The 26807-nt window shown below is 42.1% G+C and carries 26 protein-coding genes and 1 riboswitch; of the genes, 4 read left to right on the plus strand and 22 right to left on the minus strand.

All coding sequences use genetic code 11. From position 1 onward, the window contains the following. Positions 1-455: 455 nt before the first annotated feature. On the plus strand, positions 456-773 hold the full coding sequence (locus ABIE66_RS20080; RefSeq protein WP_370016046.1) for a hypothetical protein: 318 nt from the start codon (positions 456-458) through the stop codon (positions 771-773). A gap of 108 nt (positions 774-881) precedes the next feature. Here the strand turns inward: ABIE66_RS20080 and tpx are convergent, their stop codons facing one another. The 9 genes from tpx to ABIE66_RS20125 all read right to left on the minus strand — a co-directional run bounded on the left by tpx (position 882) and on the right by ABIE66_RS20125 (position 9883). Continuing rightward, the gene (gene tpx, locus ABIE66_RS20085) at positions 882-1382 is read right to left on the minus strand and encodes a thiol peroxidase (RefSeq protein WP_370016047.1); all 501 of its coding nucleotides are present in this window, start codon (positions 1380-1382) and stop codon (positions 882-884) included. Between the two features lie 173 nt (positions 1383-1555). Then, positions 1556-2032 (minus strand): GerW family sporulation protein, encoded by a 477-nt coding sequence (gene ytfJ / locus ABIE66_RS20090; protein WP_289326019.1) that lies wholly within the window; start codon positions 2030-2032, stop codon positions 1556-1558. Positions 2033-2047: 15 nt separating this feature from the next. Next, positions 2048-2740 (minus strand): DUF2953 domain-containing protein, encoded by a 693-nt coding sequence (locus tag ABIE66_RS20095; RefSeq protein WP_370016048.1) that lies wholly within the window; start codon positions 2738-2740, stop codon positions 2048-2050. A gap of 100 nt (positions 2741-2840) precedes the next feature. Beyond that, a complete protein-coding gene (locus ABIE66_RS20100) occupies positions 2841-3380 on the minus strand; it encodes an RDD family protein (RefSeq protein ID WP_289326021.1) in 540 nt (179 codons plus the stop codon). A gap of 12 nt (positions 3381-3392) precedes the next feature. After that, positions 3393-4394: a signal peptide peptidase SppA gene (sppA, locus tag ABIE66_RS20105; RefSeq protein WP_370016049.1), complete on the minus strand. Its 1002-nt coding sequence runs from the start codon at positions 4392-4394 to the stop codon at positions 3393-3395. A gap of 376 nt (positions 4395-4770) precedes the next feature. Continuing rightward, on the minus strand, positions 4771-5766 hold the full coding sequence (gene pdxA / locus ABIE66_RS20110) for a 4-hydroxythreonine-4-phosphate dehydrogenase PdxA (protein WP_370016050.1): 996 nt from the start codon (positions 5764-5766) through the stop codon (positions 4771-4773). Then, positions 5766-7058, minus strand: a complete 1293-nt coding sequence (locus ABIE66_RS20115) for a four-carbon acid sugar kinase family protein (RefSeq protein ID WP_370016051.1) — start codon at positions 7056-7058, stop codon at positions 5766-5768. Before ABIE66_RS20115 ends, pdxA begins: the two co-directional genes overlap by 1 nt. A gap of 28 nt (positions 7059-7086) precedes the next feature. Next, positions 7087-8061 (minus strand): 2-keto-3-deoxygluconate permease, encoded by a 975-nt coding sequence (locus ABIE66_RS20120; protein ID WP_370016052.1) that lies wholly within the window; start codon positions 8059-8061, stop codon positions 7087-7089. A gap of 154 nt (positions 8062-8215) precedes the next feature. Continuing rightward, positions 8216-9883: a PrpR N-terminal domain-containing protein gene (locus ABIE66_RS20125; RefSeq protein ID WP_370016053.1), complete on the minus strand. Its 1668-nt coding sequence runs from the start codon at positions 9881-9883 to the stop codon at positions 8216-8218. 338 nt (positions 9884-10221) lie between these two features. On the opposite strand from ABIE66_RS20125, the gene ABIE66_RS20130 reads away from it, so the two are divergent. Then, positions 10222-11022 carry an NAD kinase gene (locus ABIE66_RS20130; RefSeq protein WP_289326023.1) on the plus strand — a complete coding sequence of 267 codons (801 nt, stop codon included), beginning with the start codon at positions 10222-10224 and terminating at the stop codon, positions 11020-11022. 35 nt (positions 11023-11057) lie between these two features. Here the strand turns inward: ABIE66_RS20130 and ABIE66_RS20135 are convergent, their stop codons facing one another. Genes ABIE66_RS20135 through ABIE66_RS20155 form a run of 5 tightly spaced genes read right to left on the minus strand, consistent with a single transcriptional unit; the run spans position 11058 to position 14650 of the window. Further along, complete coding sequence (locus tag ABIE66_RS20135; RefSeq protein ID WP_289326024.1) at positions 11058-11828, minus strand: TatD family hydrolase; 771 nt, start codon at positions 11826-11828, stop codon at positions 11058-11060. Between the two features lie 18 nt (positions 11829-11846). Beyond that, a complete protein-coding gene (locus ABIE66_RS20140) occupies positions 11847-12590 on the minus strand; it encodes an ABC transporter ATP-binding protein (RefSeq protein ID WP_370016054.1) in 744 nt (247 codons plus the stop codon). Then, positions 12574-13356 carry an ABC transporter permease gene (locus ABIE66_RS20145; RefSeq protein WP_289326026.1) on the minus strand — a complete coding sequence of 261 codons (783 nt, stop codon included), beginning with the start codon at positions 13354-13356 and terminating at the stop codon, positions 12574-12576. Before ABIE66_RS20145 ends, ABIE66_RS20140 begins: the two co-directional genes overlap by 17 nt. Beyond that, positions 13353-13634, minus strand: a complete 282-nt coding sequence (locus ABIE66_RS20150) for a thiamine-binding protein (protein ID WP_289326027.1) — start codon at positions 13632-13634, stop codon at positions 13353-13355. Before ABIE66_RS20150 ends, ABIE66_RS20145 begins: the two co-directional genes overlap by 4 nt. Before the next feature lie 11 nt (positions 13635-13645). Next, positions 13646-14650 carry an ABC transporter substrate-binding protein gene (locus ABIE66_RS20155; RefSeq protein WP_370016055.1) on the minus strand — a complete coding sequence of 335 codons (1005 nt, stop codon included), beginning with the start codon at positions 14648-14650 and terminating at the stop codon, positions 13646-13648. A gap of 121 nt (positions 14651-14771) precedes the next feature. Continuing rightward, positions 14772-14881: riboswitch (TPP riboswitch) on the minus strand. Between the two features lie 317 nt (positions 14882-15198). On the opposite strand from ABIE66_RS20155, the gene ABIE66_RS20160 reads away from it, so the two are divergent. Next, positions 15199-16026, plus strand: a complete 828-nt coding sequence (locus tag ABIE66_RS20160; RefSeq protein WP_289326029.1) for a protein-glutamine gamma-glutamyltransferase — start codon at positions 15199-15201, stop codon at positions 16024-16026. A 91-nt stretch (positions 16027-16117) separates the two neighbouring features. Here the strand turns inward: ABIE66_RS20160 and rarD are convergent, their stop codons facing one another. The 7 genes from rarD to ezrA form a co-directional block, all read right to left on the minus strand. Next, on the minus strand, positions 16118-17047 hold the full coding sequence (gene rarD, locus ABIE66_RS20165) for an EamA family transporter RarD (RefSeq protein WP_370016056.1): 930 nt from the start codon (positions 17045-17047) through the stop codon (positions 16118-16120). A gap of 80 nt (positions 17048-17127) precedes the next feature. Continuing rightward, positions 17128-18729 (minus strand): amidohydrolase, encoded by a 1602-nt coding sequence (locus ABIE66_RS20170; RefSeq protein ID WP_370016057.1) that lies wholly within the window; start codon positions 18727-18729, stop codon positions 17128-17130. A gap of 146 nt (positions 18730-18875) precedes the next feature. Continuing rightward, positions 18876-20459: an acyl-CoA synthetase MbcS gene (gene mbcS, locus ABIE66_RS20175; RefSeq protein WP_370016058.1), complete on the minus strand. Its 1584-nt coding sequence runs from the start codon at positions 20457-20459 to the stop codon at positions 18876-18878. 135 nt (positions 20460-20594) lie between these two features. Continuing rightward, complete coding sequence (locus ABIE66_RS20180; protein WP_289315342.1) at positions 20595-20801, minus strand: alpha/beta-type small acid-soluble spore protein; 207 nt, start codon at positions 20799-20801, stop codon at positions 20595-20597. Positions 20802-20883: 82 nt separating this feature from the next. Further along, positions 20884-22095 carry a tRNA uracil 4-sulfurtransferase ThiI gene (gene thiI, locus ABIE66_RS20185; protein ID WP_289315341.1) on the minus strand — a complete coding sequence of 404 codons (1212 nt, stop codon included), beginning with the start codon at positions 22093-22095 and terminating at the stop codon, positions 20884-20886. Next, positions 22092-23240, minus strand: a complete 1149-nt coding sequence (locus tag ABIE66_RS20190; RefSeq protein WP_370017087.1) for a cysteine desulfurase family protein — start codon at positions 23238-23240, stop codon at positions 22092-22094. The genes thiI and ABIE66_RS20190 overlap by 4 nt, the downstream gene beginning before the upstream one ends. A gap of 239 nt (positions 23241-23479) precedes the next feature. Continuing rightward, positions 23480-25174: a septation ring formation regulator EzrA gene (ezrA, locus tag ABIE66_RS20195; protein WP_370016059.1), complete on the minus strand. Its 1695-nt coding sequence runs from the start codon at positions 25172-25174 to the stop codon at positions 23480-23482. 168 nt (positions 25175-25342) lie between these two features. Here ezrA and hisJ point away from each other — a divergent pair, with 168 nt between their 5' ends. After that, the gene (hisJ, locus tag ABIE66_RS20200) at positions 25343-26146 is read left to right on the plus strand and encodes a histidinol-phosphatase HisJ (RefSeq protein ID WP_370016060.1); all 804 of its coding nucleotides are present in this window, start codon (positions 25343-25345) and stop codon (positions 26144-26146) included. Between the two features lies 1 nt (position 26147). Here the strand turns inward: hisJ and refZ are convergent, their stop codons facing one another. Then, positions 26148-26801 (minus strand): forespore capture DNA-binding protein RefZ, encoded by a 654-nt coding sequence (gene refZ, locus ABIE66_RS20205; protein ID WP_289326036.1) that lies wholly within the window; start codon positions 26799-26801, stop codon positions 26148-26150. Positions 26802-26807: the final 6 nt, after the last annotated feature.

Below are 26807 nucleotides of genomic sequence, written 5' to 3' on the forward strand. Positions count from 1 at the left end.
AAAGGTAAGAAGAAAGAGATACAAGCCGGACGCCCTACTTATCAACCTTCGTTTGTTTAACGTACTGTTTTCCTATATGAAAGTCCGGATATAAGGAATCTCTCGCGCGCCACTTTTTTCAAAATTTTTAACCATGAGTAATTAAAAGGTAAATGAAATTACAGGGTGTACAATTTGGACGTTGATTTCCGCTCCAGGCACTCGCTTTCCGCGGGCGGTCTGGGAGCCTCCTCTCCAATCATCTTTGTTATAAAATTTAGATATAAACCATACCCGAGGAGTTGAAGATATTGCTTTGGGTCAGTTGGTTCGGGAACATCATTTTATCACAGTTACGTTTTCCGAAGCCCTTTTGTCTACAAACTGAAATACAGGGTTGTTGCCCTGTATTTTTTATTACTTGGAAAGGCTCAATGAATTCCCAAACAGAATACCATACAGGAGGTGGTGATCATATGGATAATGAATATCAATACTATCATGGGCCGGTTAATCCGATAAATCAGCAACATGATACACAGTCAGCAGATGAATTCAACAGGCAACAACAAGGATTTCAACAAGGTTTTAGACAAGGATTTCGGCAAGGGTATCGACAAGGGTATCGAGAAGGATATCGAGCAGGGCAACAAGCGGGGTTTTTTCCAGGACCTCATCAAAGACAAATGCCGTCGTGGCCTAATGAAATTGACATAAAAGTTGGTACACCTAATGGTCAAGAGTGGTCTGGCAAGATTGTTTTACCACTAAATGGTCCGATTTTGGAGCCATAACAAAATCCAGCATATAATAAAAGGAACCTGTCAAAAAATAATACAACACAATGCCTCTTAAAAACAAAAAACCGGGCACATTGCGCCCGGTTTCTACTAATTTGCATCTTATTTTGCTGCTTTAGCCGCTTCGATTGCACCCTCGTAATTTGGATGGTTAGTACCTTCACCAACATATTCTACATATGTGATTTCATCGTTGCTGTTCACAACGAATACAGAGCGTGCCAATAGACGAAGTTCTTGCATGACAACTCCATAGGCTTCACCGAATGAAAGGTCACGGTGATCGGAAAGAACTTGAACATTGTCCAAGCCACTGGCAGCACACCAGCGTTTTTGCGCGAAAGGAAGATCGTTGCTGATTGTCAGTACTTTCACATTACCCAATTTTGCCGCCTCTTCATTGAATTTACGTGTCTGTGCATCACATACACCAGTATCCACGGATGGAACTACGCTGATAATGCGGACAGAACCTTTGGAGTCGCTTAATGTAACCGGCGATAAGTCATTAGCCAATACTGTAAAATCAGGTGCTTTGTCCCCAACTTTTAGTTCTGGTCCCACTAAAGTGATCGGGTTGTTTTTAAATGTAACTGAAGCCATTAATAATTCCTCCCTTTTCTGCTATATGTACAAGCATAATAATATTTGTTTTACCGGAATTTTGCAATTAATTGAATTGGGAAATGTGAATGGTGCTTGCAATGACATCCAAGCTTTTTATGGTGTAATGCAGACTGCAGCAAAAAGAAAACTCGGCGGATGCCGAGTCACTGTTAGAAATCTATATCCTGTTTAGGTTCTTGGTACCTCTTTACAGCTGGTTGACTGCTGCCTTGATTACTGCCTTGATTTTGATTACTGTCTTTCTTGGATAGCATGGACTGAATCTTATCGACGACTTGTGGAGCTAAATCCATCATTTTTTCGAGAAGGTGCGTCCCTTCATCCAGATGAATCATTTTCACGCCATGGGAACCGACAATCAAAAAGGCAATTGGTGTTATGGAAACCCCACCGCCGCTACCGCCTCCAAAAGGCTGCTTGGAATCGCCTTGCTGACCTTGATGGTTTCCATCCATAACAAATTCGCTGCCACCGGCTGCAAAACCAAATCCAACTTTGGATACGGTTAAAATGACACTTCCATCCGGAGTTTCCACCGGATCTCCGATGATCGTGTTCACATCGACCATTTCTTTCAGATTTTCCATCGCTTCTTTCATTAAACCTTGGATCGGATGATCTGACATTTAAATTCCTCCACTCTAGAACGATTGTTTATTGGAATCACCTGATAGCTTCGCTAATTTCCTGGACTTGAAACGCGGCTTTCCGCCTTTCCAATAACGAAGCAGTTTTATTCCAGTCACCATAGCCTGCCCGATTCTAAATTGTAATATGCAGGAAATCGACGTATTGGCCTGCCATCTCTGAAAGTCGGGTGTAATGGAATAGGAGGGCATGATCCGGAAGTTGAAATAGGTTGTCAGCAAACCGATGATTGAACCTTTAAGTGCCCAGCATGCTCCTGTTAAAACACCGGTGTGTGCAGCGTTTTTAGTACCGACCATACTATGCCAGATGAACTTTTTGACTTGGACTTTCCCTGCGAATTGACGGACGATCCTATGAAATCCGACAATATGCTGAAGCATTTCCAGAATGTCGGCGAATCCGTCACGCAAATCTTCGGGTGTGATTTTTTTCTTTTCTTCCTTTTTGGTTTTTCCGTTCATTTCTTGCTCTTGCTTTACTACTACAGTTGCCGAGTCATCTTCCATTTTGATGACCGGAACCTTGAATGTATAGTGAAAAAGCCCATACCAAGCTGATAATTTAATATGTATTCGGTCATTCGTTTGGACACGTTTGTAGTCGATGGACACTCTTACTTTAGTGAAAACAACAATAAGCAGCACCAAAATGAGGATACCCATAATCAACAAAAGCCACTTCATGCACCCACACCCCTTCAAGCTATCATTATCGGCATATGCAAAAAAAATAAACCTGCAAAAGCGAAAATCACGCTCTTACAGATTTATTAATGGAAGAAAATCACCTTCTGATCAAAACAACACCCGTGTCAGCAAAAACATCATGCAAAGCCTGTTTCTTCGGTAATAGGCCTGCCAAGAGATAGCCAATCCAAGTGACTTTTGAAATATAGCGGCCAATCAACTCCCTGAACAATACCGTACCCCATGTAATGGTTTTTGCCCCTTCCTTCAATGCAACGACTTTCAGTCCAAAAATCATCTTGCCAAGGGTTTGGTTCAAGAATTTGGTCATCAAAACAAAGTATAAGAAAAATACGATCCCTGTTAAGAAACCCTCTGCGGAAAACCAAAGATCATCTGTCCCTTCATAAAACTTGAAGATGGGATGAATCAAAATCCGGTTCAAACTTCCGATAACCAACAGATCGGCTAAATAGGCCCAAAACCTCATCCAAAAACCAGCAAAATGCACTTTCGTGACTTCGCCATCATCCACTGCCTTCTTGGCCGGTGTAAATTCCTGCTGAACGGGAACCCCTTGATCTGCCATTAGATTGGATGAAGCGATTTGTTCATTGTTTTCATTTCGTTCCGTCATCCTTCAGCCCCCCTATTCCGCATACAAATACATTAAGCGTGGAGAATTTGAAGAGGAAAGGATTTTTGTCAAGACTGCCGTTTCCACATCATTTCCCAACATTTTTTGCGCTCCCATACTGAATAATGAACCGAAACCTGCCTCATCTGTATAACGGATAACTTGTGCATCTTTATTACCGATATCCGTTTTCATCGCGGCAATTACATCATCCAAATGGCCGAAATCATCTATTAGATGGTTTTCTTTAGCCTGACGCCCATCATAGATGCGGCCATCGGCGATTTCCCTTACTTCCTTCTCTGTCATACCGCGTCCGTCTGCAATGATTTTTACAAATTGATCATAAGAATTATCAATCATGTCTTGGAGGATTTCACGTTCATCTCCAGTCATTTCCCGGGTCGGACTCATTATATCTTTGTGTGGTCCGCTTTTGATGGTTTCGAACTCAACACCATACTTCTTGGCTAACTTTTCGTAATTATACCCATGCATGATGACACCAAGTGAACCTGTCATCGTTTCTGGGCTAGCGTAAATCTTATCGGCTGGTGCAGAAATATAATATCCACCGGAAGCCGCCACCGACCCCATTGAAACATATACAGGTTTTTTCACTTTTTTAATATCAAGGATCTTGTCATAGATCTCCGCACTTTCGACGACTCCGCCGCCTGGCGAATTCACCCTTAGTATGATTCCTTTGATATCATCATTTTCCTCTGCCATCTTCAACTTATCCATGAAGGCACGGTGATTATATGTTGTTGAACTAAGTAATGAAGCTTCTCCTGTATCTTGAATCGTGCCCTCTACATCAAATACGGCAATGACATTAGTTAAATCATCGCCTTCTATGACTTCCTCGTAAAATGCACTTTCGGAAGCAAATAATCCATCAATGATATTTTCCGTATCCGCTGTAAATAGAGTCGTAGCCGCCCCTACAGCAACGGAAACAAAAAATAAAACGGCTGCAATTCCAAGTGCTGCCCAACGCTTTCCATTCATCTGTTTTCCCCCTTAAATATATGTATCCTTCTTACCATACGAACTGCATACAAAAATGTTTCATTCCATGATAAAACAAGACATATAAAATTGTAGCAAATAATCCTCAAATTGGAAATGAATTGGTGCATTTTGCATGATTTGCATTTACCTAAACAGGAAAAAGTATGCCCTTTCATCGCTGCACATACTAGGGGGGAAACATTATATACAGCGAAAAAATATTATTTTCAAGTTACAATTCATAGATGCAGAAAAGTTTGCTCCCTCATGGCTAAAAAAAAAATAGCATCGTTATCATTCAAGGGTTTATTTCGGAAAGGTTAATAATTACAATATAAAACGCTGCCGGGATTAATCCCGGCAGCTTCTACATTTATAGCTTTGGAGCTAATTCAATTGCTGACTGAATGGCCGCAAGCATGCTTTTTTCATCAGCGATGTTCTTCCCAGCGATATCAAAGGCTGTTCCATGATCTACGGAAGTTCTGACAATACCGCCTTTAAGCCCTACGGTAATATTGACCCCAGCCTCAATTCCCATAACCTTGATCGGAGCATGTCCCTGGTCATGATAACAGGCAATGACTATATCAAAATCTCCACGGCCAGCCCTGAAGAACAATGTATCTGCAGGAAGCGGCCCCGTTACATTGACTCCCTCATTCTGTGCCCTTTCTATTCCAGGCATTAATTTCTCTTCCTCTTCACCATTTCCAAATAAACCATTTTCCCCAGCATGAGGGTTTATACCACAAACGGCGATGCTTGGATTGTGGAACCCCGCCTTTGTCAGTGTTTCATGTGCAAGCTTAATCACTTTGTACGTCCTCTCAGGATTAATGCTTTCGATCGCTTCGATCAATCCCATATGAGTCGTCAAATGGATGACCTTTAAATTGGGAGTGGTCAGCATCATCGAGAAGTCATCTGTATCCGTAAGGTCAGCAAGAATCTCTGTATGTCCCGGATACATATGACCACCTTTGTGGAGCGCTTCTTTATTCAATGGGGCGGTACAGATTGAATGAATCTTCTTCTCTTTCGCCAAGTCGATGGCCTTTGCCAAATATTGAAAGGCGCCGTCTCCCGCTAGTGCAGAAACCTCTCCAAACGGAAGGTCCAAAGGTAAGATATCCAAATCCAGAACATCTATCGAACCGAACTCATACTTCGCCTCTGCAGGATCTTTTATGGCATGCACCATCCCCTCAAAGCCTACGATGGGCTTTACCTTTTCTATTATTTTCGCATCTCCGATAATAAGCGGCCTGCACTGTTGATACACCTCAACGTGAGCCAATGCCTTTACGATAATTTCCGGGCCAATTCCCGCCGCATCCCCCATGGTAATTCCGATAATGGGTCTCATCAAGCATTCTCCCCCTTCAACTTTTTCATCGCATTTATAAATACGTCATCTGAACCAAATCCGCCGGCTTTCGTGACGACATAAATATCGTCATTACCCAGGAATTTGGAGACAGGGACTCCTATTTCCAGTTCATCCAGCAATTCGAATCCTTTTATATCCCATAGATTGCATATTTGCTTGGCTGTATCACCGCCAGTCATGGTCACACCTTTAAAATATTGTTTCTCCAACAAGACAGAACATACTGTGCCAATCGCTTTCACAATCTCGTTACTGATCTGTGTATGAGTAAGGCCTTTAGATTCGCCTGTTTCCCAAGCCATTTCAATATCAGCTTTTTCAGCAGTGGAATAAATGACGACATCCTGCCCTTCCGCTGCCTTTTGGATGGCCTCATGATAGACTCTCCTGATTTCCTCTGTTCTTTCCCGGTCGTCCCCTACAGCTTTATGGGACTCGAATGATATGGCATGTACCTGGGTCTGTTCCAACATTTTTTTCAATTGTTTCCGTGAATTCTTATTTACACTTCCGATCACTGTAAGAACCGGCGAAGGTGAAATAGGGATATTCAATCGATTTTCCTTTTGTGGAATGGAATAATGATCAGGCAGGTAATTGGCGATCCCTGCCGATCCCGCCCAGGCCACTTCAAGATTCATTTCTTTTGTATAATTCAATATGTCTTTCAAATGCTGCTCTTCGGTTGCATCGATGATGATATACGTTATCGAATCCTCTATAAAACCTTTTAACTTATCATTCACATGGTTTTTGCCTTTTTCCAAATCCTTCACTGTAATTGTACCAATTTGATGTGATGTCTGGGCACCAATCAATTCTGGCAGATATGATTGTGTCACAGGCGTTTTTGGATCCTTGGAAATCTCTGATTCTCCAAGAGGAATACCATTTAAATAGTGGGTAGAATCCAGAATGGATCTTCCATTTTTAGGATAACCTGGAGCAATCATGACTAAATCCGGTTTTAGAGCATCATACATGGCATCAATTTCAGCACCAATATTTCCGCGCATTGTCGAATCCAGCTTTTTGAAGATCGTTGAGAAGCCAGCCCGCTTTAGAAAATTTGCTGCTGCCCTGACTTTATCGTAAGCATCTTGCCTCTCCAGGGATCGGCTGTCCGTATCAAATACGACGGCATCATAATCCCGTACATTTTCTTCATCCAATCCAAATAGTACGGTCGTTTTAAGACCATGTCGAGCTAATTGGACACCGCTATCATTGGCACCCGTTAAATCATCCGCGATGATCGCTAATTTCATTTCAATCCCCTCCAAAACATGGGCTAACCTAATTATTGTATTTAGCCACTCCACCCTTCTTATCCAAGTGCTTGGATAGGAAGCCGATGAATATCGGGAGAAGGATAGCTGTTGTCACAACACTTGCTGCAATTTGTACAGTAGCAAGCTCTGCATGGATCCCGAATGAAGCATTCGCTGCCACGATAGCCACAGGAGTCCCGACAGCGTTCCCTGCAGTGGAACCTTCAGAAGCACCGACAATCGGGTTCCATCCTATCCATTTAAAGATCAGATACCCTCCTCCACCGGTTAGGAGAACTGTAATCACGCCAAGTAATACCCCACTTAATCCCCCTTGGATAATCGCTGTGAAATTAATACCCATACCTAATGAAAAAGCAAAGAACGGAACAAGCTTATCGCTCCCTTTAGAAAGAAAATCTTTCATCTCAGAATCTAAATTCCCTAATACCACCCCGACTATCAGCGGAAGCAATACGGCTATGAACGAAGTTGGAGAGAACATGCCATCCGCGAAGCCCATTGTTCCGAAAATAGCAAGCGCTACCATTGTTAAGAATGGCCCGTCACTTAAAGCGAGAAATGGGTAGGCAGCCTTGTCTTCTTCCTTTCCATACTGACCGGCTAATGCAATATAAAGCCCGCCATTGGAATTTGTCATGGCAGCAATGATTGCCAATGGTGCCATTCCTAAAAACAATCCGTTACTATCGGCCAGCCAGAATCCAAGTAGACCGACCAATGCCCCTAATACCCACTTATATGTTAAAAGTGTAACGCCCTTTTTGACCGAAGTACCTGCCGTACGAAGATTGATCTGCGTTCCGGCGATTAAAAGGAATAATGCAATTAAAGCACTTGAACTGTTCACGAACAGTGCTTCAGTAAAACCGCCAATCCTTAAAAGACTAGGAAATAATGTATTGATAGTCGCTGCCAGCAATAGTGGAACAACCATCATCCCCCCTGGGATACGTTCAAGCGTTGCTTTAATTCTCATAATAAAAACCCCTTTGTTTTATTATTAAAGCGCTTACAATATTCATATTAAAATATGATGTTAATAAAAGCAACACTTATAAAAATATAAAACTATTTTTAATGAAAACAGTTTAAAAATGCAACACTTTATTCAAAAAAAAACAAACTTAAAGTCATTCTTTAAGTTTGCGCCATAATGTTGCCCGATTGATCCCCAATCGTTCGGCAGTTTTCGTTTGATTATAATTTTCCTCTTTCAGAACTCGCTGAATGATATACTTTTCCATTTCTTTTAGCGTCGCTTTTTGTGAAACGAAGATATCAGTCGGAATGTTATTATCTGCTATTATTTTCTCAATGGTTTCCTTTCGTATTACATACTCTTTTTCATTTAAGGCTATTTGCTTAATTAACTGTTTTAAATCGTCGATATTGTCAGGATACGAATACTCTTCCAGAAGAGCAAGGGCATCATTTTTTATATTCATTGCCGTTGTTCCATACGTTTGATGATAATAGGATAAGAAAAATTTCGTTAAGTTTCCTATATCGCTCTTACGTTGCGATAAATCCTGCATATGAATCGTGTTTATTGGAAAATTCCCAGTAATGGCTTCGTTGATTTGAACATTTGATACAATGAATATCGATAGATTTTTTCTGCTGCAAGTGCTTAGAAATTCTCTTAATGGTTCATAATCCTGTAGACAATCGATATTTTTCAAAGTTATGGTGCGCATATGCTCAAGAGGCAGCTTGTTAAGATCGGCTTCCTTGAATTCTTTGAAATCAATTGTAAGGAGCTTTCCATTTTTTGTTTGTTCATTATGTATATGATTGACAAGAAACTCTTTACCCGTCCCTCGATTTCCTTTTAAGTGAATGATTTCATGGTTCTTATAGAGTGCTGTTACATTATTTATCAGAACGGTATCCATGGCAATCGGTTCTGAGATAGAAGCCACCTTGATCTGCACACCTTTTTGATCGAATCGTTTCACCGGACTGGCATCTAATACATAAACCCCATATGACGAGTACAAACCATCATGCCAAAAGCCGTCTACCTCTATACTGGTGCCATCCTGCGAAAAACTGGTATGAAGCTGCTTACTTACGTTCACTTCTCCATTCATGCTTCTAAATTGATCATCGGTCAATGGATTGGAGTCAAAATCAGTTAAATGCTCATAGACGATTTGATTATTACTATTTAAAATGACGATATTATGTACTTCTTTGACTAAAAGCCTTTCAAACATCCTATTGATGTCGCTTTTGTATTGAAGATAGGTAATCATTTCCCTAGCATCATCAATAGCCCTTATGATTGATTCCTTTCCCGATTGAATGAGGAATCCTTTCATTCCATAAGAGATGGTTGTATTTATTGTAATCACATCACCAACGATCTGTTTATAACCCTCGTTTTTTAAAGTCAAAATGAGAGGAGCTACATCTTTTGATTCACGGACCGTATAAACCTGTAAAGGAAGGTCCAATAAGTCGATAATCGATTGGGCGCCTGATGTTATGTTTGAAAATCCTACGATGGCCGTTTTATCTTTAAGCTCACTGGCTAATGTCAGGGAACGAATCATATCATAACCGGAAAGGTGCATGTCGATCACTGGAATATTGACGGATTTCTTAATTAACTTAGCCGTTCCTCCCCTGCTGATTATGGCATCCGCTCCGTTTTCCTCTTCTAATTTTGCAAGTTCCACACCCTTTTCCAAGTCACCTATGGAATACCTTATTCCTAAATCTGGATAAAGAGGTACACACGCTTTTATAATTGGAATCATTGATTCATACGGGGCAATAATATGCACTTTCATACACATAACCTCCTTTCTTATATATCCGAACCCTATTCTCCATTTAGTGATATAACCATTGTATCGCAGGTTTGAAAGAGCCCTTATTGAGAATTTATTATACCATCATTCTCTTTTCACTTCCTAAAAAGAACTGCTTGCGCTATCCGGTTATTCATGCAAGAGTGTCCTTTTTTTCTTTTCGATACCCTTCCTCAAAGGAATAACAAAAGTGCTTCATTCCATGCTAAAATAAATCATATAAACGTGTACGAAGTGTGTATCCGCTTTTGTACTTCCGCTTTTTGTCGAGGAAAAAGTAAGCCTTTTCATCACTATTCATACTAGGGGGGAACATGATGAACACTCGAAGGAATATTTATTTTTTCCATGCTCCGAATGCAGAGATGCTTAACAAGGTCGAATACTTATCAGGCTTGGCGAAGCAACATTCGTATGAAGTCATCCAAGATTTCACAAAAGCGAATATCATCGTAAGCATCGGTGATGACGGCACATTCTTACAGGCAGCCCGTAAAACTGGATTCAGGGATGACTGTTTATATGCGGGCATATCCACCACAGGCAACTTGAATATGTATTGCGATTTCCACTTGGAAGACACGGATAAAATGATCGATGCCATGACAAGAGAGCAAATCGAGGTACGTAAATATCCAACCATCGAAATCCAATTGGACGAACAGCCCTCCTTTTATGCCCTCAATGAACTAAGTATCCGGTCTTCCATCACCAAAACGTTCATCATGGATATTTTCATTGATCAACTCCATTTTGAAACTTTTCGCGGGGACGGAATCATCATTGCGACTCCGACCGGAAGCACCGCCTATAATAAATCGGTCAATGGGGCCGTTGTGGATCCCCTTCTCCCTTGCTTTCAAGTGAGTGAGCTTGCTTCCATCAATAACAATACCTATCGGACCCTGGGTTCTTCATTCATCCTAAGCGGGGACAAGACGTTGACCGTCCACCTTGAACAAAACGGGCCAAGCTATCCGATCATCGGAATGGACAATGAAGCATTAAGCATCAACCATGTCGAAAAGGTAAAGGTCCGGTTAAGCGGTAAAGTCATCAAGACCGTAAAGCTAAAAGACAATTCCTTTTGGGAAAAGGTTAAAAGGACCTTTCTATAACGAACTAAAGGTACCGGATATGATATCCGGTACCTTTATATATGATAAAAATCTTTGGTATTTTGATAAAGGATTTCATAGACATCCTCAATAGGCAATCTTTTAACAGAAGCGATTTGACGCACACTGTCATGCATCATGCCGGGATGGGTCCATTTCCCTTTGAAAACCCCTTCAAATGGCCATGGGCCATCCGTTTCAATCATCATCAGCTTAAGTGGGTATGCCGAAACCAATTCCTGTATTTCCCTCTCATAACAAACATCAGGTGTAATCGAAATGCTGTAGCCCTTTTCGGCCATTCGTTCGATTGTCCTGATATCACCTTTAAACCAATGAAAGTGTGCCTTTGTGATTTGATGTTTTTCCAAAAGATCGCAAACGATAGGTGCATCATCATGGACGGCATGAAGAATAACCGGCTTTTCAACCTCTTTAGCTAAAGCCAGGAACCTCTCCAGTATCTCTATATACGCTGAGTGATCAATATCGGGATTTTCCTGCCTTAAGTAATAGGGCAGCCCAACCTCACCTATAGCAAACATATTGTGCACATGTACCCTTATCCAGTTCAATAATTCGTCCACTTCTTCATTACTCGGTAAGGGCTGCTCTGGATGAAAACCGAAGGCAGGCTTAATTCGTGAATCTTTGCGTGAAAGCTGATAATTGTTAATGGAAGAAGTCAAATTCATGGAAACAGTCAGTAACGATTCCACATGAACCTTGTCCATATCAGTTAGAATCTGCTTCTGCTCACTTTCTTCATACCTATCCAAATGGATATGGCTGTCGATGATTCTCAAGTTTAGTCGCCTCCTTAATTAAGTCGAAACAGTTGGCTTTAGTGCTGCATATAATTCTCTCTTCAAATGGAAAAATTCATCACTAAGCAGCTGTTCTTCACTTCTTGGCCTTGGAAATGGCACTGCCACTTCTTTGATGACAGCAGCGGGTTTTGCTGATAACACATATATTCTATCTGAAAGGAAAACGGCTTCATCGATGCTATGCGTAACAAAAAGCACCGACCTCCGATTTTCTTCCCAAACGGACAGCAGCCATTCTTGCATTTGCAATCTTGTCAGTTCATCCAAGGCAGAAAAGGGTTCGTCCAGGCACATCAAGTCCTGTTGACTTAAGATACTCCGAATGAATGCGACCCTTTGCTTCATGCCTCCAGATAATTCATGCGGATATGCTTTCTCGTACTCTGCTAATCCAGCTTTCATCAAAAGGGCTTTTGCCTTTTCTTTATCTCTGATCCCAGCAAGCTCGCTTCCAAGCAAAACATTTTCCAATACCGTTCTCCAAGGTAAAAGGGAAGGCTGCTGCGGCATATAGCTTATATGGCCCTTTAAGCCATTTATCTTTTTACCGTCCAGCGAAATGTTGCCATGATCCGGCTTCAAAATACCGCCTATCAAGTGGAACAATGTACTTTTACCACTGCCGGATGGCCCAAGGATTGTGACAAATTCTCCATCTTCCACATGGAAATCCATATTCTCTAAAATATTCTGTTTACCATCGAAAGAATAGGAGACATCTTTAATTTCCAGCTTCATCCTTTTCACCCTCCTTTCTCTTCCATGAAACTAAGTATTTCTCCAGGAAGGTGATGATCCAAAAAAAGAGCAGGCTCATTCCCATAATGATGAAAATGGCAACAAACACCCGATCTGTCCTGAACGCAGAGGAAGCGAGCGTCATATAAACACCAATCCCCGACTTTGCCCCAAGCCATTCCGAAATAACCGCACCCATTACACTATAGGTGGCCGAAATTTTCAGGCCCGAGAAAATGAACGGGATCGAGTGAGGAAGTTCAAGCTTCCAAAATAACTGGTTTTTTCCCGCTCCCATCATCTTGAAATAATGCTTGAGTTCGTATGGTGTCTGGCGAAAACCGTCCAATGAAGCAACCGCAACCGGAAAAAAACATACTAGCGAAATGACGATTAACTTAGGCATCATGCCAAAGCCAAACCAAATTACTAAAAGCGGTGCCAAAACTATGATAGGTATATTTTGTGATAGTATGAGCAGAGGGTAAACCGCGTCCTTTACGCCTGGAAACAGATGTAGGATTGCTGCGATTAATAATCCGATGCAGCTTCCAATAAAAAAACCCGATAACGCAAGCTCAGTTGTTGATGAAAGGTGACCAAAAAGATTCTGGGACGACTCAATTCCTTCAATGAAAATGGCCGACGGAGCGGGAAGCAGCCATTTTTCAACCTTTAATAAGACTGTCACTGACTCCCATATTATCAGCAACAATAATAAAAGAAAGAAGGGAGCCCCCTTCTTCCAAATTACCCTTCCGGTCATGCCCGATATTTCTCCGTTAACGTATCCATCGTAATTCCGCTCGGCTGATATAATATTTTCACTTGGGATATGACATTCGGCGAGCCTAATTCAATCATTCTTACATTCATTTTTTCTATCACGGCAAAAAGTTCGGAAAGCTCACCCTCCATTGTCGTTTCTAGCGGGTGAACTTCATACTTGATACCTGATTCATCAATGATCTTGATTGCTTCGTCGACCAAAGGGATGACATCCCCTTTAGGAATAATTTGTATACTAATTAATGAATTGGCCATTGTATTTCCTCCTATTTTGGTAAAAATTCATTGGTAAATGCTTTTTCAGGATTGAAATCACCTTCAAGAAGCTTATTTTCCGTCATCCAATCACTGTAATTCTTCCAAATTTCAAGCTTTTGTTCACCCCAACGCGGAGCATCATCCTGATACTTAGCTGCAAGCCACTCCTGGCTTTTCTTCACTAGTTTTGCATCAAGATCCGGGGCAGACTTAATTAGCACGTCTGCTGCATCACCAGGGTTCTTTATCGCAAACTGGTACCCTTTCGAAGCTGCATGAACGAATGCTTTAACAGTCTCGGGATCCTCTTTTATCATCTTTTCATTCGTTGTCAAAACAGGTGTATAGTAATCGAGCTTATCCGAGTATTCGGTTAAGTAAACCATATTAAGCTTTTCATTTCGCAACTCTGCCTCAATACCTGTCCACCCATAATATATCCAGGCAAAATCTATATCCCTTTTAACCGAAGTGAAAAAATCCGTGTCTCCTGTATTCACTATATCCACTTTATTTACATCTGCATTTTCTTCTTTCATTAGTGAATCAATAATGGCCTTTTCAACCGGAGACCCCCAGCCACCATACGTTTTTCCTTCAAAATCCTTGGGTGTTTTAATGTTTTTTGCCTCAGGTGAAGCAAATCCAGAGGTATTGTGCTGGATGACAGCAGCTACCGAAACAATCGGGACGCCTTGCACGCGGGCCTGCGTAATGCCCTCCTGGTAGCCCACGCCAAATTCGGATTTCCCTGAAGCGACAAGCTTATCAGCTCCAGCTTCACCTGGCATGATAATATCCACATCCAGACCTTGTTCTTTAAAATATCCTTTTTCCTTGGCTACATACAAACCTGTATGGTTTGTATTCGGTGTCCAATCGAGTACGACCGATACCTTTTTTAATTCTTTATTGCCTTCATTTTTAGATGCTTCTTCTTTTTCATTAGTTCCGCCTGCACCGCATCCAGCCAAAAGGAACAACGAAGTCAACAGTGGTAAGAATTTATTCAAGTTATTATCCTCCTACACATCATATAAGATCCATATGCCGGAACCATAATGGGGCGCCAGGGTCTATAAAAATACAAAAAACGCCCGAAGATGAATTCGGACGTTAACATACAAAACAGAAAGTCAGTAATAATATGTTCCCTCCGCTGGCATCATCCAGATCAGGTTCAAAGAGTCAGCATCTAAAGGACGCAATCTCAGCCAGCTTTACTGGCCCCCCTACATTTCTCGCACATATGAACTTTTCTCTCTCATTATATCAATTCATTCAGAAAAGGGAATACTAATTTGCTCCTTCTCCCTAATTGGAAAGGTATTCCTTCTAAATGTTTAGCACAGCCACCAAAACATCTTTTTGGAATGATAATCATTGTTAGCAAAATGATCATCCCTTTTGCCATACCAATCATTCTCGGTTGCCCTCATGCCTGAAACGCTCCAAATGGTCATTTCTTTGCATACATTCATATAATGAGCATAACCTGTAGACTTTTTTGTGTACTGGTTTTATAAACCCTTCATTTCATAAGCAAAAGGTGGATATGGTCATGATAAAGATTAATCACAAATGGTTAGATGTCAGTCAAATCCAACCAGGTATAGTATCTGATACATCGCTTGAAATTCTCCAATTGCTGGCGGAAGATTCTAACGCTTTTGAATACCGGAACTTCGGATACCTTAATTTCGATATACAACTGAGGCACCGAGTCATCGATGCCGCCATTTCGTTAGATAAAAGTGGTCCAGAATTTTCCACACTTGATGAATCGGCAAGCAATGAACAATATTGGCGCGTTTCAAAGGATGGCACATTTACCCTTCAGCCAGGGATTGCCCCTCATGCTGCACTCCTGGACATTTTCTTGAATGGAAGGCTTTACGCCTTCGAATGCGGTACAGCGATAGTCGTCACTTTTTTAAAGGCCATTTTGGATTTAATCGGCCCTAGGAATTTTGACTATCTTTTTTCAAACCTATTTCTATATGACTTTCGCCCTCCAAGCAATATGGCTCTTAATATTCATCAAGGAACGGATTATTTACCAGGGGATTGCGTTTACTTCGAAAACCCTGATCACGACGAGGAAACTCCTGAATGGCAAGGTGAAAATGCCATATTATTAGGGAACAACCTCTTTTATGGACACGGGATCGGGATTACCACTGCACAGGGAATCATCGATGAATTAAATAGCAATAGAAAGCCGAACGCCACCATATCGGCATCCCTGACAACGCATATCATTAGCTTGGATAGTTCCTTCTATAGCCAATTCCTGGAAAACACCCCTCGTGCAATGCCCGTTCACAGTCCTGTCAGCCTTTCCAATTGTATTGTTTCTGAAATAGGTCCGAAGATTTACCTTTCATGACCCTGGCATTTCCCCTATGCCGTAAAACCGTTTTATTATATACCGGCATAAAAAAATGCTTGGGAGAGATCTCCCAAGCATTTTTTCTTATTCACGCACCAATATTCCCTTTGCCTTTAAACCTTCGGGCACTTGCCTGACCCCATTTCGTAATGGATAGCGTATAAACCGCCAAGGCTGACCATATGAATAAAAACGCTAAAAGATGTGCTTTGGTAAAACTTTCATGATAGACGAATACCCCGATCAATAAGGATAAGGTCGGAGCAATATACTGAAAAATGCCCAGCATCGATAACGGGATCTTCTCCGCCCCTTTTGCAAAATATAAAAGTGGCAAGGCCGTGACAATCCCACCGCCCACCAACAGCAAGCTTGTGCTTCCCGCTGTAAAGAATTGCATTTCTGATTGGTTCATCAAGTATATCAGGTAACCCAGGGCCAGAGGCGTTACCATCATCGTTTCTAGCGTCAGCCCGATCGCCGACTCGGCCTTGATCATTTTTTTTGCCAGACCATATAATCCAAAGGTCATGGCCAAAACAAGAGAGACCCACGGGATCGTACCGAAATGAATGCCCAGGATCAAGACTCCGATTCCTGCAAGCAGGAACGATAAGATTTGTGCCCCGCTCAATTTTTCTTTTAAGACTATCACTCCCAATAGTACACTGACTAGCGGATTGATATAATATCCAAGGCTCGTGTCGAGGATCCGTCCTGAGTTAACGGCCCAGATGAACACACCCCAATTAGCAGTAACGAGCAGTGACGCCATTAGTAATGCTGCAAAGAGTTTGGGATTTCGCATAATGATTTTTACATAATCTAGAAACGCTTGCCATTTTTTCATGAACATCAATAAAACCAGCATGAAAACGAAAGACCATAATACCCTCTGAGCTAAAATTTCCGTAGCACCGACTCCCTGAAGGAACTTCCAGTAAATCGGCACGACTCCCCACATCATGTAAGAAAGGGCTGCATAGATCGCCCCTTCTTTTTGTTCATCCACTTTCATAACCTGCCTTCTTTCCATTTACATTCCTTTATCGAATTCCATTTAACTATTTTGTATATCCATTCCTTTTTTTGCAACCGTTAGTTTTTATCATACATGATTCTGTCATCGATGACCGTCATGACCGCCTCAGCTTTTAGGAGATCATCAGGCGCAACAGCAAAGACATCCAGATTAAACACGGTAAAATCGGCATCATACCCTTTGATGATCTGACCGCGGCGTTTTTCCTGGCCGATTGCCGCAGCACTCCCTTTTGTATAAAGTGCGAAGGCCTCGTAAACGGAAAGCCTTTCATCCAAGCCATATACGGTACTGTCCTCACTGTTTATTTTCGTTCTTGTGACAGCTGCATGAATGCCCAAAATTGGATTTAATGGCTCAATGGGCGCATCTGACCCGCCCGCACAAATAATGCCCAAATTCAAATAGGTCTTCCATGCATAGGAGGATTCCAATAGATTGGCCGGAACCTTTTCTTCCACCCACGGAAAATCGGACGGGACGAAACCCGGTTGGATATCAAAGATGACCGGCAGCTTTGCTGCCCGCTCCAACAGCTCCGGCCGGACGATCTGCGCATGGATGAGCCGGTCCCTCTGTCCCTCTTTCACGGGGAGGGCTTCAAGTGCATTCAAGACGTATTCAAAAGCGAGATCGCCAATGGCATGGACAGCAATCGGCATTCCGGCATCCCTTGCTTTTCCTACCCATTCCTGAAGCTCATTTTCAGTGAATATCGAGACACCATTCGTATTCTGTTGATCTACATAAGGCTCGCTCAACAGGGCTGTGCGTCCGCCTAAGGAGCCGTCAGTAAAAATCTTCATGCTATCGAATTTGATATATTGCGTACCTTCTTGATAGCGGCCGCCTGCTGCCAGCATTTCTTCAAACGCTTCGTGATGGACGAGTAAATTGGCGCGAAAAGCCATTTCCCTGTCCTCGATTACCGATTTAAACGCCTGATATGTCGGCATGAAGCCATTATAGTAATGGAGGTCTTCTGTATGCCCGCCAGTCAAACCTAGCCTATATGCGTCTTCTATGGCCTCTGTGAGTGCGGTTTCGATATAGTCTTGGTCAATGCCAGGAAGGCTGTCTAAAATCAGGTTCTGCGCCTGGCTTTCTTTAAATAAACCATTTAGCCGTCCATCAGGATAACGGCAGATCACCCCGCCAGACGGTTCTTTTATATCTTCTTTAATACCCGCTTCCAAAAGGGCGCGGGTATTGACCACCAAGGCATGACGGCAGATCCTTTTCAATATGATGGGATGTTCCGTCGATATCGCGTCAAGCTCATCCCGTAATATCAATTCGGGACTGGTCCATTCATTTTCATTCCAGCCCTCGGCGACAATCCACTTTCCAGCCGGAGTCTTAGAACACTTTTCCTTCAAGGCAACCATGATGGCTTCCCTGCTATCCATCAAGGAGAGGTCAAGACGAAGCAGTCTTTCACCATGCCCGACCAAATGTAGATGACTATCCACTAAACCCGGCAGCATGGTTTGTCCTTTTAAGTCGATTTCCCTGGAAATATTGCCGGCATATTCATTTTTTAAATAGTCAATGCTTCCGGTATCAACAATTACCCCCTTTTCAGTGTAGAGCGCCTCCACTTGATCCTTTTCTTTAATCATCGTATAAATAGATCCATTGAACCATAACGTTCCCATTCCGGCTTTACACTCCTTATAAAATGATTCTTGCTATGCAGATATGCAGTAAGTTTACCATCTCATTTCACGAATTCCCATATTTATGATTTTAAGCAGCCCCTGTTAAAAAAACGCCAGCCGGGGGCTGACGTTAATGCGTTCGATTAATTGTTAAAGAGTGCTTCTTCCCTTTTCCGTAAATCGACCCGTTTGATTTTACCCGATGTCGTTTTGGGCAGCTCTTCTAAAAATTCGATTTTCCTTGGATATTTATATGGAGCAGTCAATTCTTTCACATGCGATTGGAGCGTCTTGATCAAGTCTTGGCTGTTCGGATCGATATCCTCCATCAAGACGACATACGCCTTGACCACATTTCCCCTTATTTCATCAGGACTTGCTATAACGGCACACTCTTTCACATATGGATGCTTAACGAGTGCATCTTCCACTTCAAACGGTCCAATGGTATATCCCGAGCTGATGATGATATCATCAGAACGACCCTCAAACCAGAAATAACCATCTTCGTCCTTTTTCGCTTGATCGCCGGTGATATAATAGTCCCCACGGAATTGCTTCGATGTCCGCTCGGGATCTTTAAAATACTCTTTAAAGAGAGCGGGTGTATCGACATGTACGGCAATATCCCCCACTACGCCAGGAGCACAGGGTTTACCAAAATCATCAATGATTTCCACATGGTTTCCCGGAGTCGGTTTTCCCATGGAGCCCAATTTAATTTCCATGCCTTTTGTTACACCTACCAACAGGGTATTTTCGGTCTGTCCATATCCATCGCGCACTTCAATATGGAAATGGTTTTTAAAGACCTCGTACACTTTTTGATTTAAAGGTTCCCCCGCTGATACAGCACTATGAAGATGGGATAAATCATAGTCATCAAGATTATTCACCTTTGCCATCAATCGATACTCGGTTGGTGTGCAGCATAACGCATTCACTTTATAGTCCTGTAGCAACTGAAGATATTTTTTCGCCTCGAACTTCCCATGATAGGCAAGACCGGTCGCTCCCGTTCCCAGAACAGCCAGGAAAGGACTCCAGATCCACTTTTGCCACCCTGGGCCTGCCGTTGCCCAAACCACATCCCCTTCGCTGATGCCCAGCCAGTTTGCAGCAGACGTTTTCAAATGGGCATATGCCCATCCGTGTGTATGGACGACCCCTTTTGGATTGCCTGTCGTGCCGGAAGTATACGATAAGAACGCCATATCCTCACTCTTCGTGTCGGCCATCGGCAGCTGATCGGATTCATCATCGGCAAGCTCATTCAAATCCAGCCAATTTTCCATCCGTTTTCCGATCGAAAATTTCAGGAGGCTTTCCGCTCCCTCTATTTCATTCAATTCTTGGGTATATTCATGATAACTGATAATTCCTTTTACATCACCGTGGTTGACCCGATACTGCAGGTCCTTCGCACGAAGCATTTCAGAACAAGGTATGACAATCATGCCAATTTTCAATGCGGCTAAATACACTTGATAAGCTTCCACCAAACGAGGGATTATGATAAGGACCGTATCGCCTTTACCCAGTCCTTTTTTCTTGAAGGCATTTCCAATTTTATTTGCACTCTTTAATAAATTCTCATATGTAAGTTGTTTTTTATCTCCGGTTTCGTTCTCCCAAAGTACAGCAACCTTTTCTGGATTTTTTGCATAACGTTCCATTTCACTCACTAAGTTGTAATGTTCCGGAGCTAATAAATCTTCACGCTTCATTTTCTTCCCCTCCAATTATGAACTCTTAGTACCTACTCATTATACAAGATACTTCTCTGATATATCCATTTATTTTTACAAATAAATAAAGAGAGCGGGTGTAAGAACCCGCTCTCTGTAGCCATATTTATTAAATTATCTTTTGAATCCTCCGCCTAATTGTTGTTCAGCCATTTGAACAAGGCGTTTTGTGATTTCTCCACCAACTGATCCGTTAGCGCGAGATGTTGTGTCGGCACCAAGTTGTACGCCGAATTCAGAAGCGATTTCATATTTCATTTGCTCTAGAGCTTGTTCCACTCCAGGTACCAATAATTCGTTTGAGCTGTTGTTGTTTGCCATGTGTTTTTCACCTCCTTGTGATTATAGAGTGTGTTAAAACACATGGCTTCATTCGCACTATTTTATTGGTAATTACAGGATATTAAAATAAGTCTTCCATCGCTTCTTCCTCATCGAATGTCTGACCCGGTTTAACCGTCAATATTTCTGTTTCGGAGACCGCTTTTTCAATCAAGGATTCAAAGTCGACGAAGCTCTCATAGTAATTGACTTTTTCACGTTTGGGTTTCGTTTTAGGGCTTGCCGGCGTAAAGACCGTGCAACAATCTTCGTACGGCAGATTGGATATTTCAAAAGTATCAAGCTCTCTTGCAATTTTGATGATTTCCGTTTTATCCATGGTAATAAGCGGGCGCAGGATCGGTGTATTCGTCACCTCATTGATGGCAAACATGCTGCTCATGGTCTGGCTCGCAACCTGTCCAAGGCTTTCACCTGTTATCAGTGCCATAGCTTCTTCTTTTTCACGGATTTGATCGGCGACCCGCATCATTAAACGACGAGTTGTAGTCATTGAGTAATTTTCCGGGATCTGTTTTTGAATCAATAATTGAATTTCCGTAAATGGAACGATATGCACTTTCATGCTTCCATTTATTTCTGCAAGCTTGCCCGCCAGATCAATGACCTTTTGACGTGAACGCTCACTTGTGAAAGGTGGGCTATAAAAATGGATCGCTTCTACGTCCAATCCGCGTTTCATCGAAAGGAATCCCGCAACAGGGCTATCAATCCCGCCTGAGAGCATCAGCATTGCCTTTCCGCTTGAACCAAATGGAAGTCCGCCTGCCCCCTGGATGATTTCACCCGTCAAATACACGGCTTCGCGTCTCACTTCCACTAGCAAGTTCAAATCAGGGTTCTTTACATCCACTTTTAAATCTTCTGTATTCCGAAGCAAATGCCCGCCAAGTGCCCTGTTAATTTCATCTGTATTATATGGAAAATCCTTATCTGCGCGTTTTGTCGTGATTTTGAACGTGTTTACATCTTCCAGAGTATGATTAAGGTAATATAATGCTGCCGTTTTCATCACTTCCAGATCACGCTCTATTTTTATCGCAGGGCTTAAAGACTGGATTCCAAAAATGCCTTTCAATCGGTCAATGACAGGCTTATGGTCCACACCGTTCAGGAGAACGTACATCCGCTCCCGGTTGGCTGTAAGCACTACGCCTTCAATATCCTTTAAACTCCAGCGGATATGTGCCTTCATTTTGTCTACAAAGCCTTTACGGTTTCTTTTTTTCGTGGAGATTTCTCCATAACGGATAATTATATGATCAAATTTCATTTTGCAACCCTCATTATTTTTTCTAAATTAGCGACTATTTTCTGTATCGCCGCCAGAACTTTCTTCGCTTCTTCCATCTCATTGCCATAGGTAGTACTGATTCGGATGACACTTTCGGAGCGAGCTTGATTATGGAACATCGCATCCACCGTTTTGCTTACCGTCCTTTTTTTCGAGGAACAGGCACTAGTCGTCGAAACATATATTCCTTCCGATTCAAGTGCATGAAGCAATACCTCTGATTTAAGTCCCGGAACGGAAAAATTCACAATATGGGGTGCGCCCGCTTCAGGACTGTTAACCAGCACCCCGTCCATTTCCTTCAAACCTTTATATAAATAACTTTTGATTTGCTGCAGCTTATCATGATACAGCAATTGATTGTTCATACTAATGCGTAAAGCCTTGGAAAGAGCGACGATTCCCGCAACATTTTCGGTGCCGCTCCTAATTTTCGTTTCTTGATTGCCACCGTGAAAAAGCGGATCGACCCGAACGCCTTCACGAACATAAAGGATGCCCGTCCCCTTCAAGCCATGAACCTTGTGTCCCGAAATTGTACATAAATCCACATTGGCATCACGTAAGGATAAAGGAACTTTGCCTGCTCCCTGCACATTATCGACATGAAAGAGTACGTGTGGGTATTGCTTTAACAATTTTCCAATATCAGCAATCGGCTGTATCGAACCAACTTCATTATTTACATGCATGACGGAAACCAAAATGGTATCTTCCCTCAATGCATGCTTAAGATCAGTTAGATCAATTTGCCCAAATTCGTTAACGGGGAGATATGTGATCTCATAACCCATTTTCGTCAATGATTGGCATGCATCTTCTACAGAAGGATGTTCGATCGCTGTCGTGATTATGTGTTTGCCCCGATTTCCCTGGGAGTGGGCGGCTCCTTTAATGGCGAGATTATTCCCTTCCGTCCCCCCGGAAGTGAAATATATTTCCGAACTCTTCACCTTTAATAAATCAGCGATCTGCTTTCTTGCAGCAGAAAGCAGTTTTTCGGATTGGACCCCAAGTCCATGCAGCGAAGAGGGGTTCCCAAAATAGTCCGAAGTAACCTTCATGAACGATTCGATCACTTCGGGATATGGTTTAGTTGTTGCACTATTGTCAAAATAAATCATGGGTTCACCTTCCATGTTTTGTATCTATATGGTCACACTTCTTAAATGTCTTTTCAAATGTTGCTGTTGCAACTTCTAATATTAACATAATTGAAATTGAAAGAGAATGTAAAACACTGGTCCATGAATGAAAGGAGACCTGCCTCCTTTTGATTCTTGCAGAATATTCAACTTCCCACGCTATCGGAAGTAAACTAATTCAGGATCCGGTAAAAGAAAAAACCCGCCATGGCGGGTTTTCAGGATAGGACTTCTTCTATGTTCGCTCCAATTTTACTTAAACTTCCCGGGTCGACCTTTTCAATGGCCGTGGCGGCCGTTTCCAATGCAGCTTGATATTCATAGCTTCGAAATTTCGCTTCCGCTTCCCTGAGACTCTCGGCAACTATATCGTGACTGCTGCGATAACGATTTCCGAATTGGATCACTTTTTCGGCCAAATACATATGCTCGATCAATTCATGGGCTTTTTCGTGGACCTTATTCACCTGTTGGACCGCTTTTTCTAAATAAATATAAACAGCGGCCATATCAAGCGGTTTTTCTTCAAGTTTCCCCTGAACGTCATCCATGCTTTCTTTGGCATCCTGAAGCACCACTTTATAGTCTTCGGGAAGACCTGGAATATTGCTTTTTGCAATTAATCGGCCAGTATCGACCATTTTGCGTTTCAATTCGGCCAGTGAATCCCTGGCATCCATTTCATCTTTTCGTAAAGCCTGTAATTTAACGGTAAAGTCTTTCTGATTTTCCTGTAATTCATTCAACTGCACAGCCAGTCCCTGCATCTCTTCGCTGATAAGCGAGCTTGCCATCACATTATCCTCCATCTTCAAGACAAGCAATTGATGGCGTTTCGAAATCTGGGCAATCTGCTTTTCCATTTTCCGTTGTGCATCGAGCTCATTTTCCGTTAGATGATACGTATGTTGAACATGGATGGTTTCTACTTTAAGTTTATCGTTTTCATATTCTAGGTCACTTATCGTTTTCCTGAGGACTTCATCATTTTTCAAGACATACTGTTTTGAAAGCACTTCTTTCTCCAAAAGGTCATAAAGCACCTCAATGCTTTCGCGCATATCTTTAATACCTTTATCCACAGCTTCCGTTTCGGCATTTTCCAACTGTGTTTTATATAGGTCAAGTTCTTCTTCAAGCCGTGATATTTCCTGCTCGAATTGGATATGGCTCAGCATATACCCCTGACCTGACATCTCCTCATATCCATCCTTCAATTCATGAAGCTGGGAATGAAGCTCGGATTGACTGTCAACCAATAATTTTGGGAGCATTTCCATTTTAACGGACAAGACCGCTAATTTTTCCTTAATGGAAAGGACAAGCTCCCTCGCATTCAAATAATTCCCGTTCACAGTCTCTTCTTCATACTTCTGAAGGATCAGCAATACTTCATCCAAGGAATTTTCCAGCTTATCAGCCGCTTTCCCGTAATTATGCCTGTGCGCAAGCAGGGATTTCTTCAATTGTCGGTAGGATTCCTTAATATCCTCAATTTCCAATCGATTCTTTTCCTCACTGCCTACGAGTTCATTCAATTCATAAAGGATCTTTTTGATCATTTCCTCGACTTCATTCAGCTTGACTGTAATTTTGCGCTGTACCTCTTTTGATCGGCTGAAACGGTACTTATCGACGAATTCCTCGGCATCGAATAAAAGCACTTCGACTTCCGGCATATGGTCCGTAATGATAGCGTCCCATTCAATGCGCCAGTTTTCGAACATTTCTTCTGTTTCACCTGTCATGTTCAATTGTTTGACTTTAGAAAGCTCCTCCAGCACGGGGCGGTGCATGATGCTTATTTTCCAGGATTCCAGTTTATCGATTTCTTTAAAATATCTCTTTTTGAAAAAATAACCCCAAATGATGAAAATCAAAATTAATACAATTACCCCAAGTATGTACTCCATGGTAAGCCCCCTGTTCTAGTCCTTACAGTCTTGCTCGTTTATATATCAATTATAAAAATGTTAAATTTAATGCTTTTATGATACCATGTTAGCAATAATTTTTGACGACAAAAATGATTTTTTTGTAGAAAATTGCTACAAATACCTGTTTTTTGGGAGGGAAGGACCATGAAAGTTGACGGTCATGTGCATACTCCGTTTTGCCCTCACGGCTCTACGGATAGATTCGATGAATATATTACGCGGGGAATCGAGCTAGGATTAAAGGAAATCACATTTACGGAACATGCTCCCTTGCCACGAGATTTTCAAGATCCTACGCCTGAAAAAGACAGCGGTATGGACGCTGCCCTGCTCCTGGATTACTTTCAGGAGCTCCGCGTACTGAAAGAACGCTATAAAGACAAAATCCTGATCAAAAGTGGTCTAGAGGTTGACTTTATAGAGGGTTATGAAAAAGAAACAAAAGAATTCCTCGACGAAATCGGAGAATTCCTTGATGATAGTATACTTTCCGTCCACTTCATCAAGCATCTAAGCAGTTGGCATTGCCTCGATTTCAGCGAAAATGGGTTTGGTGAGATCGTAAATGAACTAGGTTCAGTCGAATCGGTGTATGCCAAATATTTCGATACACTGGAAAAATCGATAAAAGCTGATTTAGGCATTTATAAACCTAAACGGATCGGGCATATTACGCTTGTCCATAAATTCCAGCATCGATATCCACCAGCATTAAGTTTTGACGACCGCGTTTACAAGGTGCTGGACATGATCAAGGAACAAAAGTATGAACTTGATTATAATGGCGCCGGGCTTGTAAAGCCGCTTTGCGGTGAGCCCTATCCTCCAGAACGGTTTGCTAAGCGTGCATTCGATCTCGGCATTCCGCTCATTTACGGTTCCGATGCCCATCAGGCTAAAGATTTGGGTCAGGGCTATCAGGCACTGATTGCAGCTTTCAATGGGTAGCTCATGTATACACAGGCCGGCCCGCTAACAGTGGCTGCAGGTCTTCTGCAATGAAAAGGGTATCTTGCAGGAAACGCCCGACTTCATTGGCATAAATATTCGTGTAATAGGCTTCCTGCGGGAACACATGCAGCACATCCATCGCATAATGGGTATGCAGGACAGGAGCTGTCAGCAGGCCCTTCAACTGCAGCATATACATGGGAATGGAGACCTGCTGGAAACTCCTGCTCTTAATTCCTTGTTCCAAAACATATTGAAAATAAGATTTTTCCTTTGTAAAATAAGTCGAATGAATTTCCCGGTTTAAATTGGAATCGAGTGAAGATTCCCCATATATGAACCGTGCAGCCAGGAAGTTTTCCCTCTGGAAAGTGAGAATATCCTTTACTAGATTCATCAAGCAATGCTGCGGGCCTTTAAGCTCCAGCAGTGTCATGTTCGTCTCAAGGACCAGGATATACTCTTCTAAATAGGAAGTGAAACAGAATTCAAGCAATCCCTGCTTATTCTTGAAATAGTAGGCAATATTGGCAGCGTTCACTTTCGCTTTATTCGCTATATCCCGTATGGATGTCGCATGATAGCCCTTTAAATGAAATAAATGCAGTGCTGCTTCCACAATGGCTTGTTTCGTTGGCGTCTGGCGATTCATTTAGGC

The sequence above is a fragment of the Peribacillus sp. B2I2 genome, assembly GCF_041261685.1.
Classification (GTDB): Bacteria; Bacillota; Bacilli; order Bacillales; family DSM-1321; genus Peribacillus.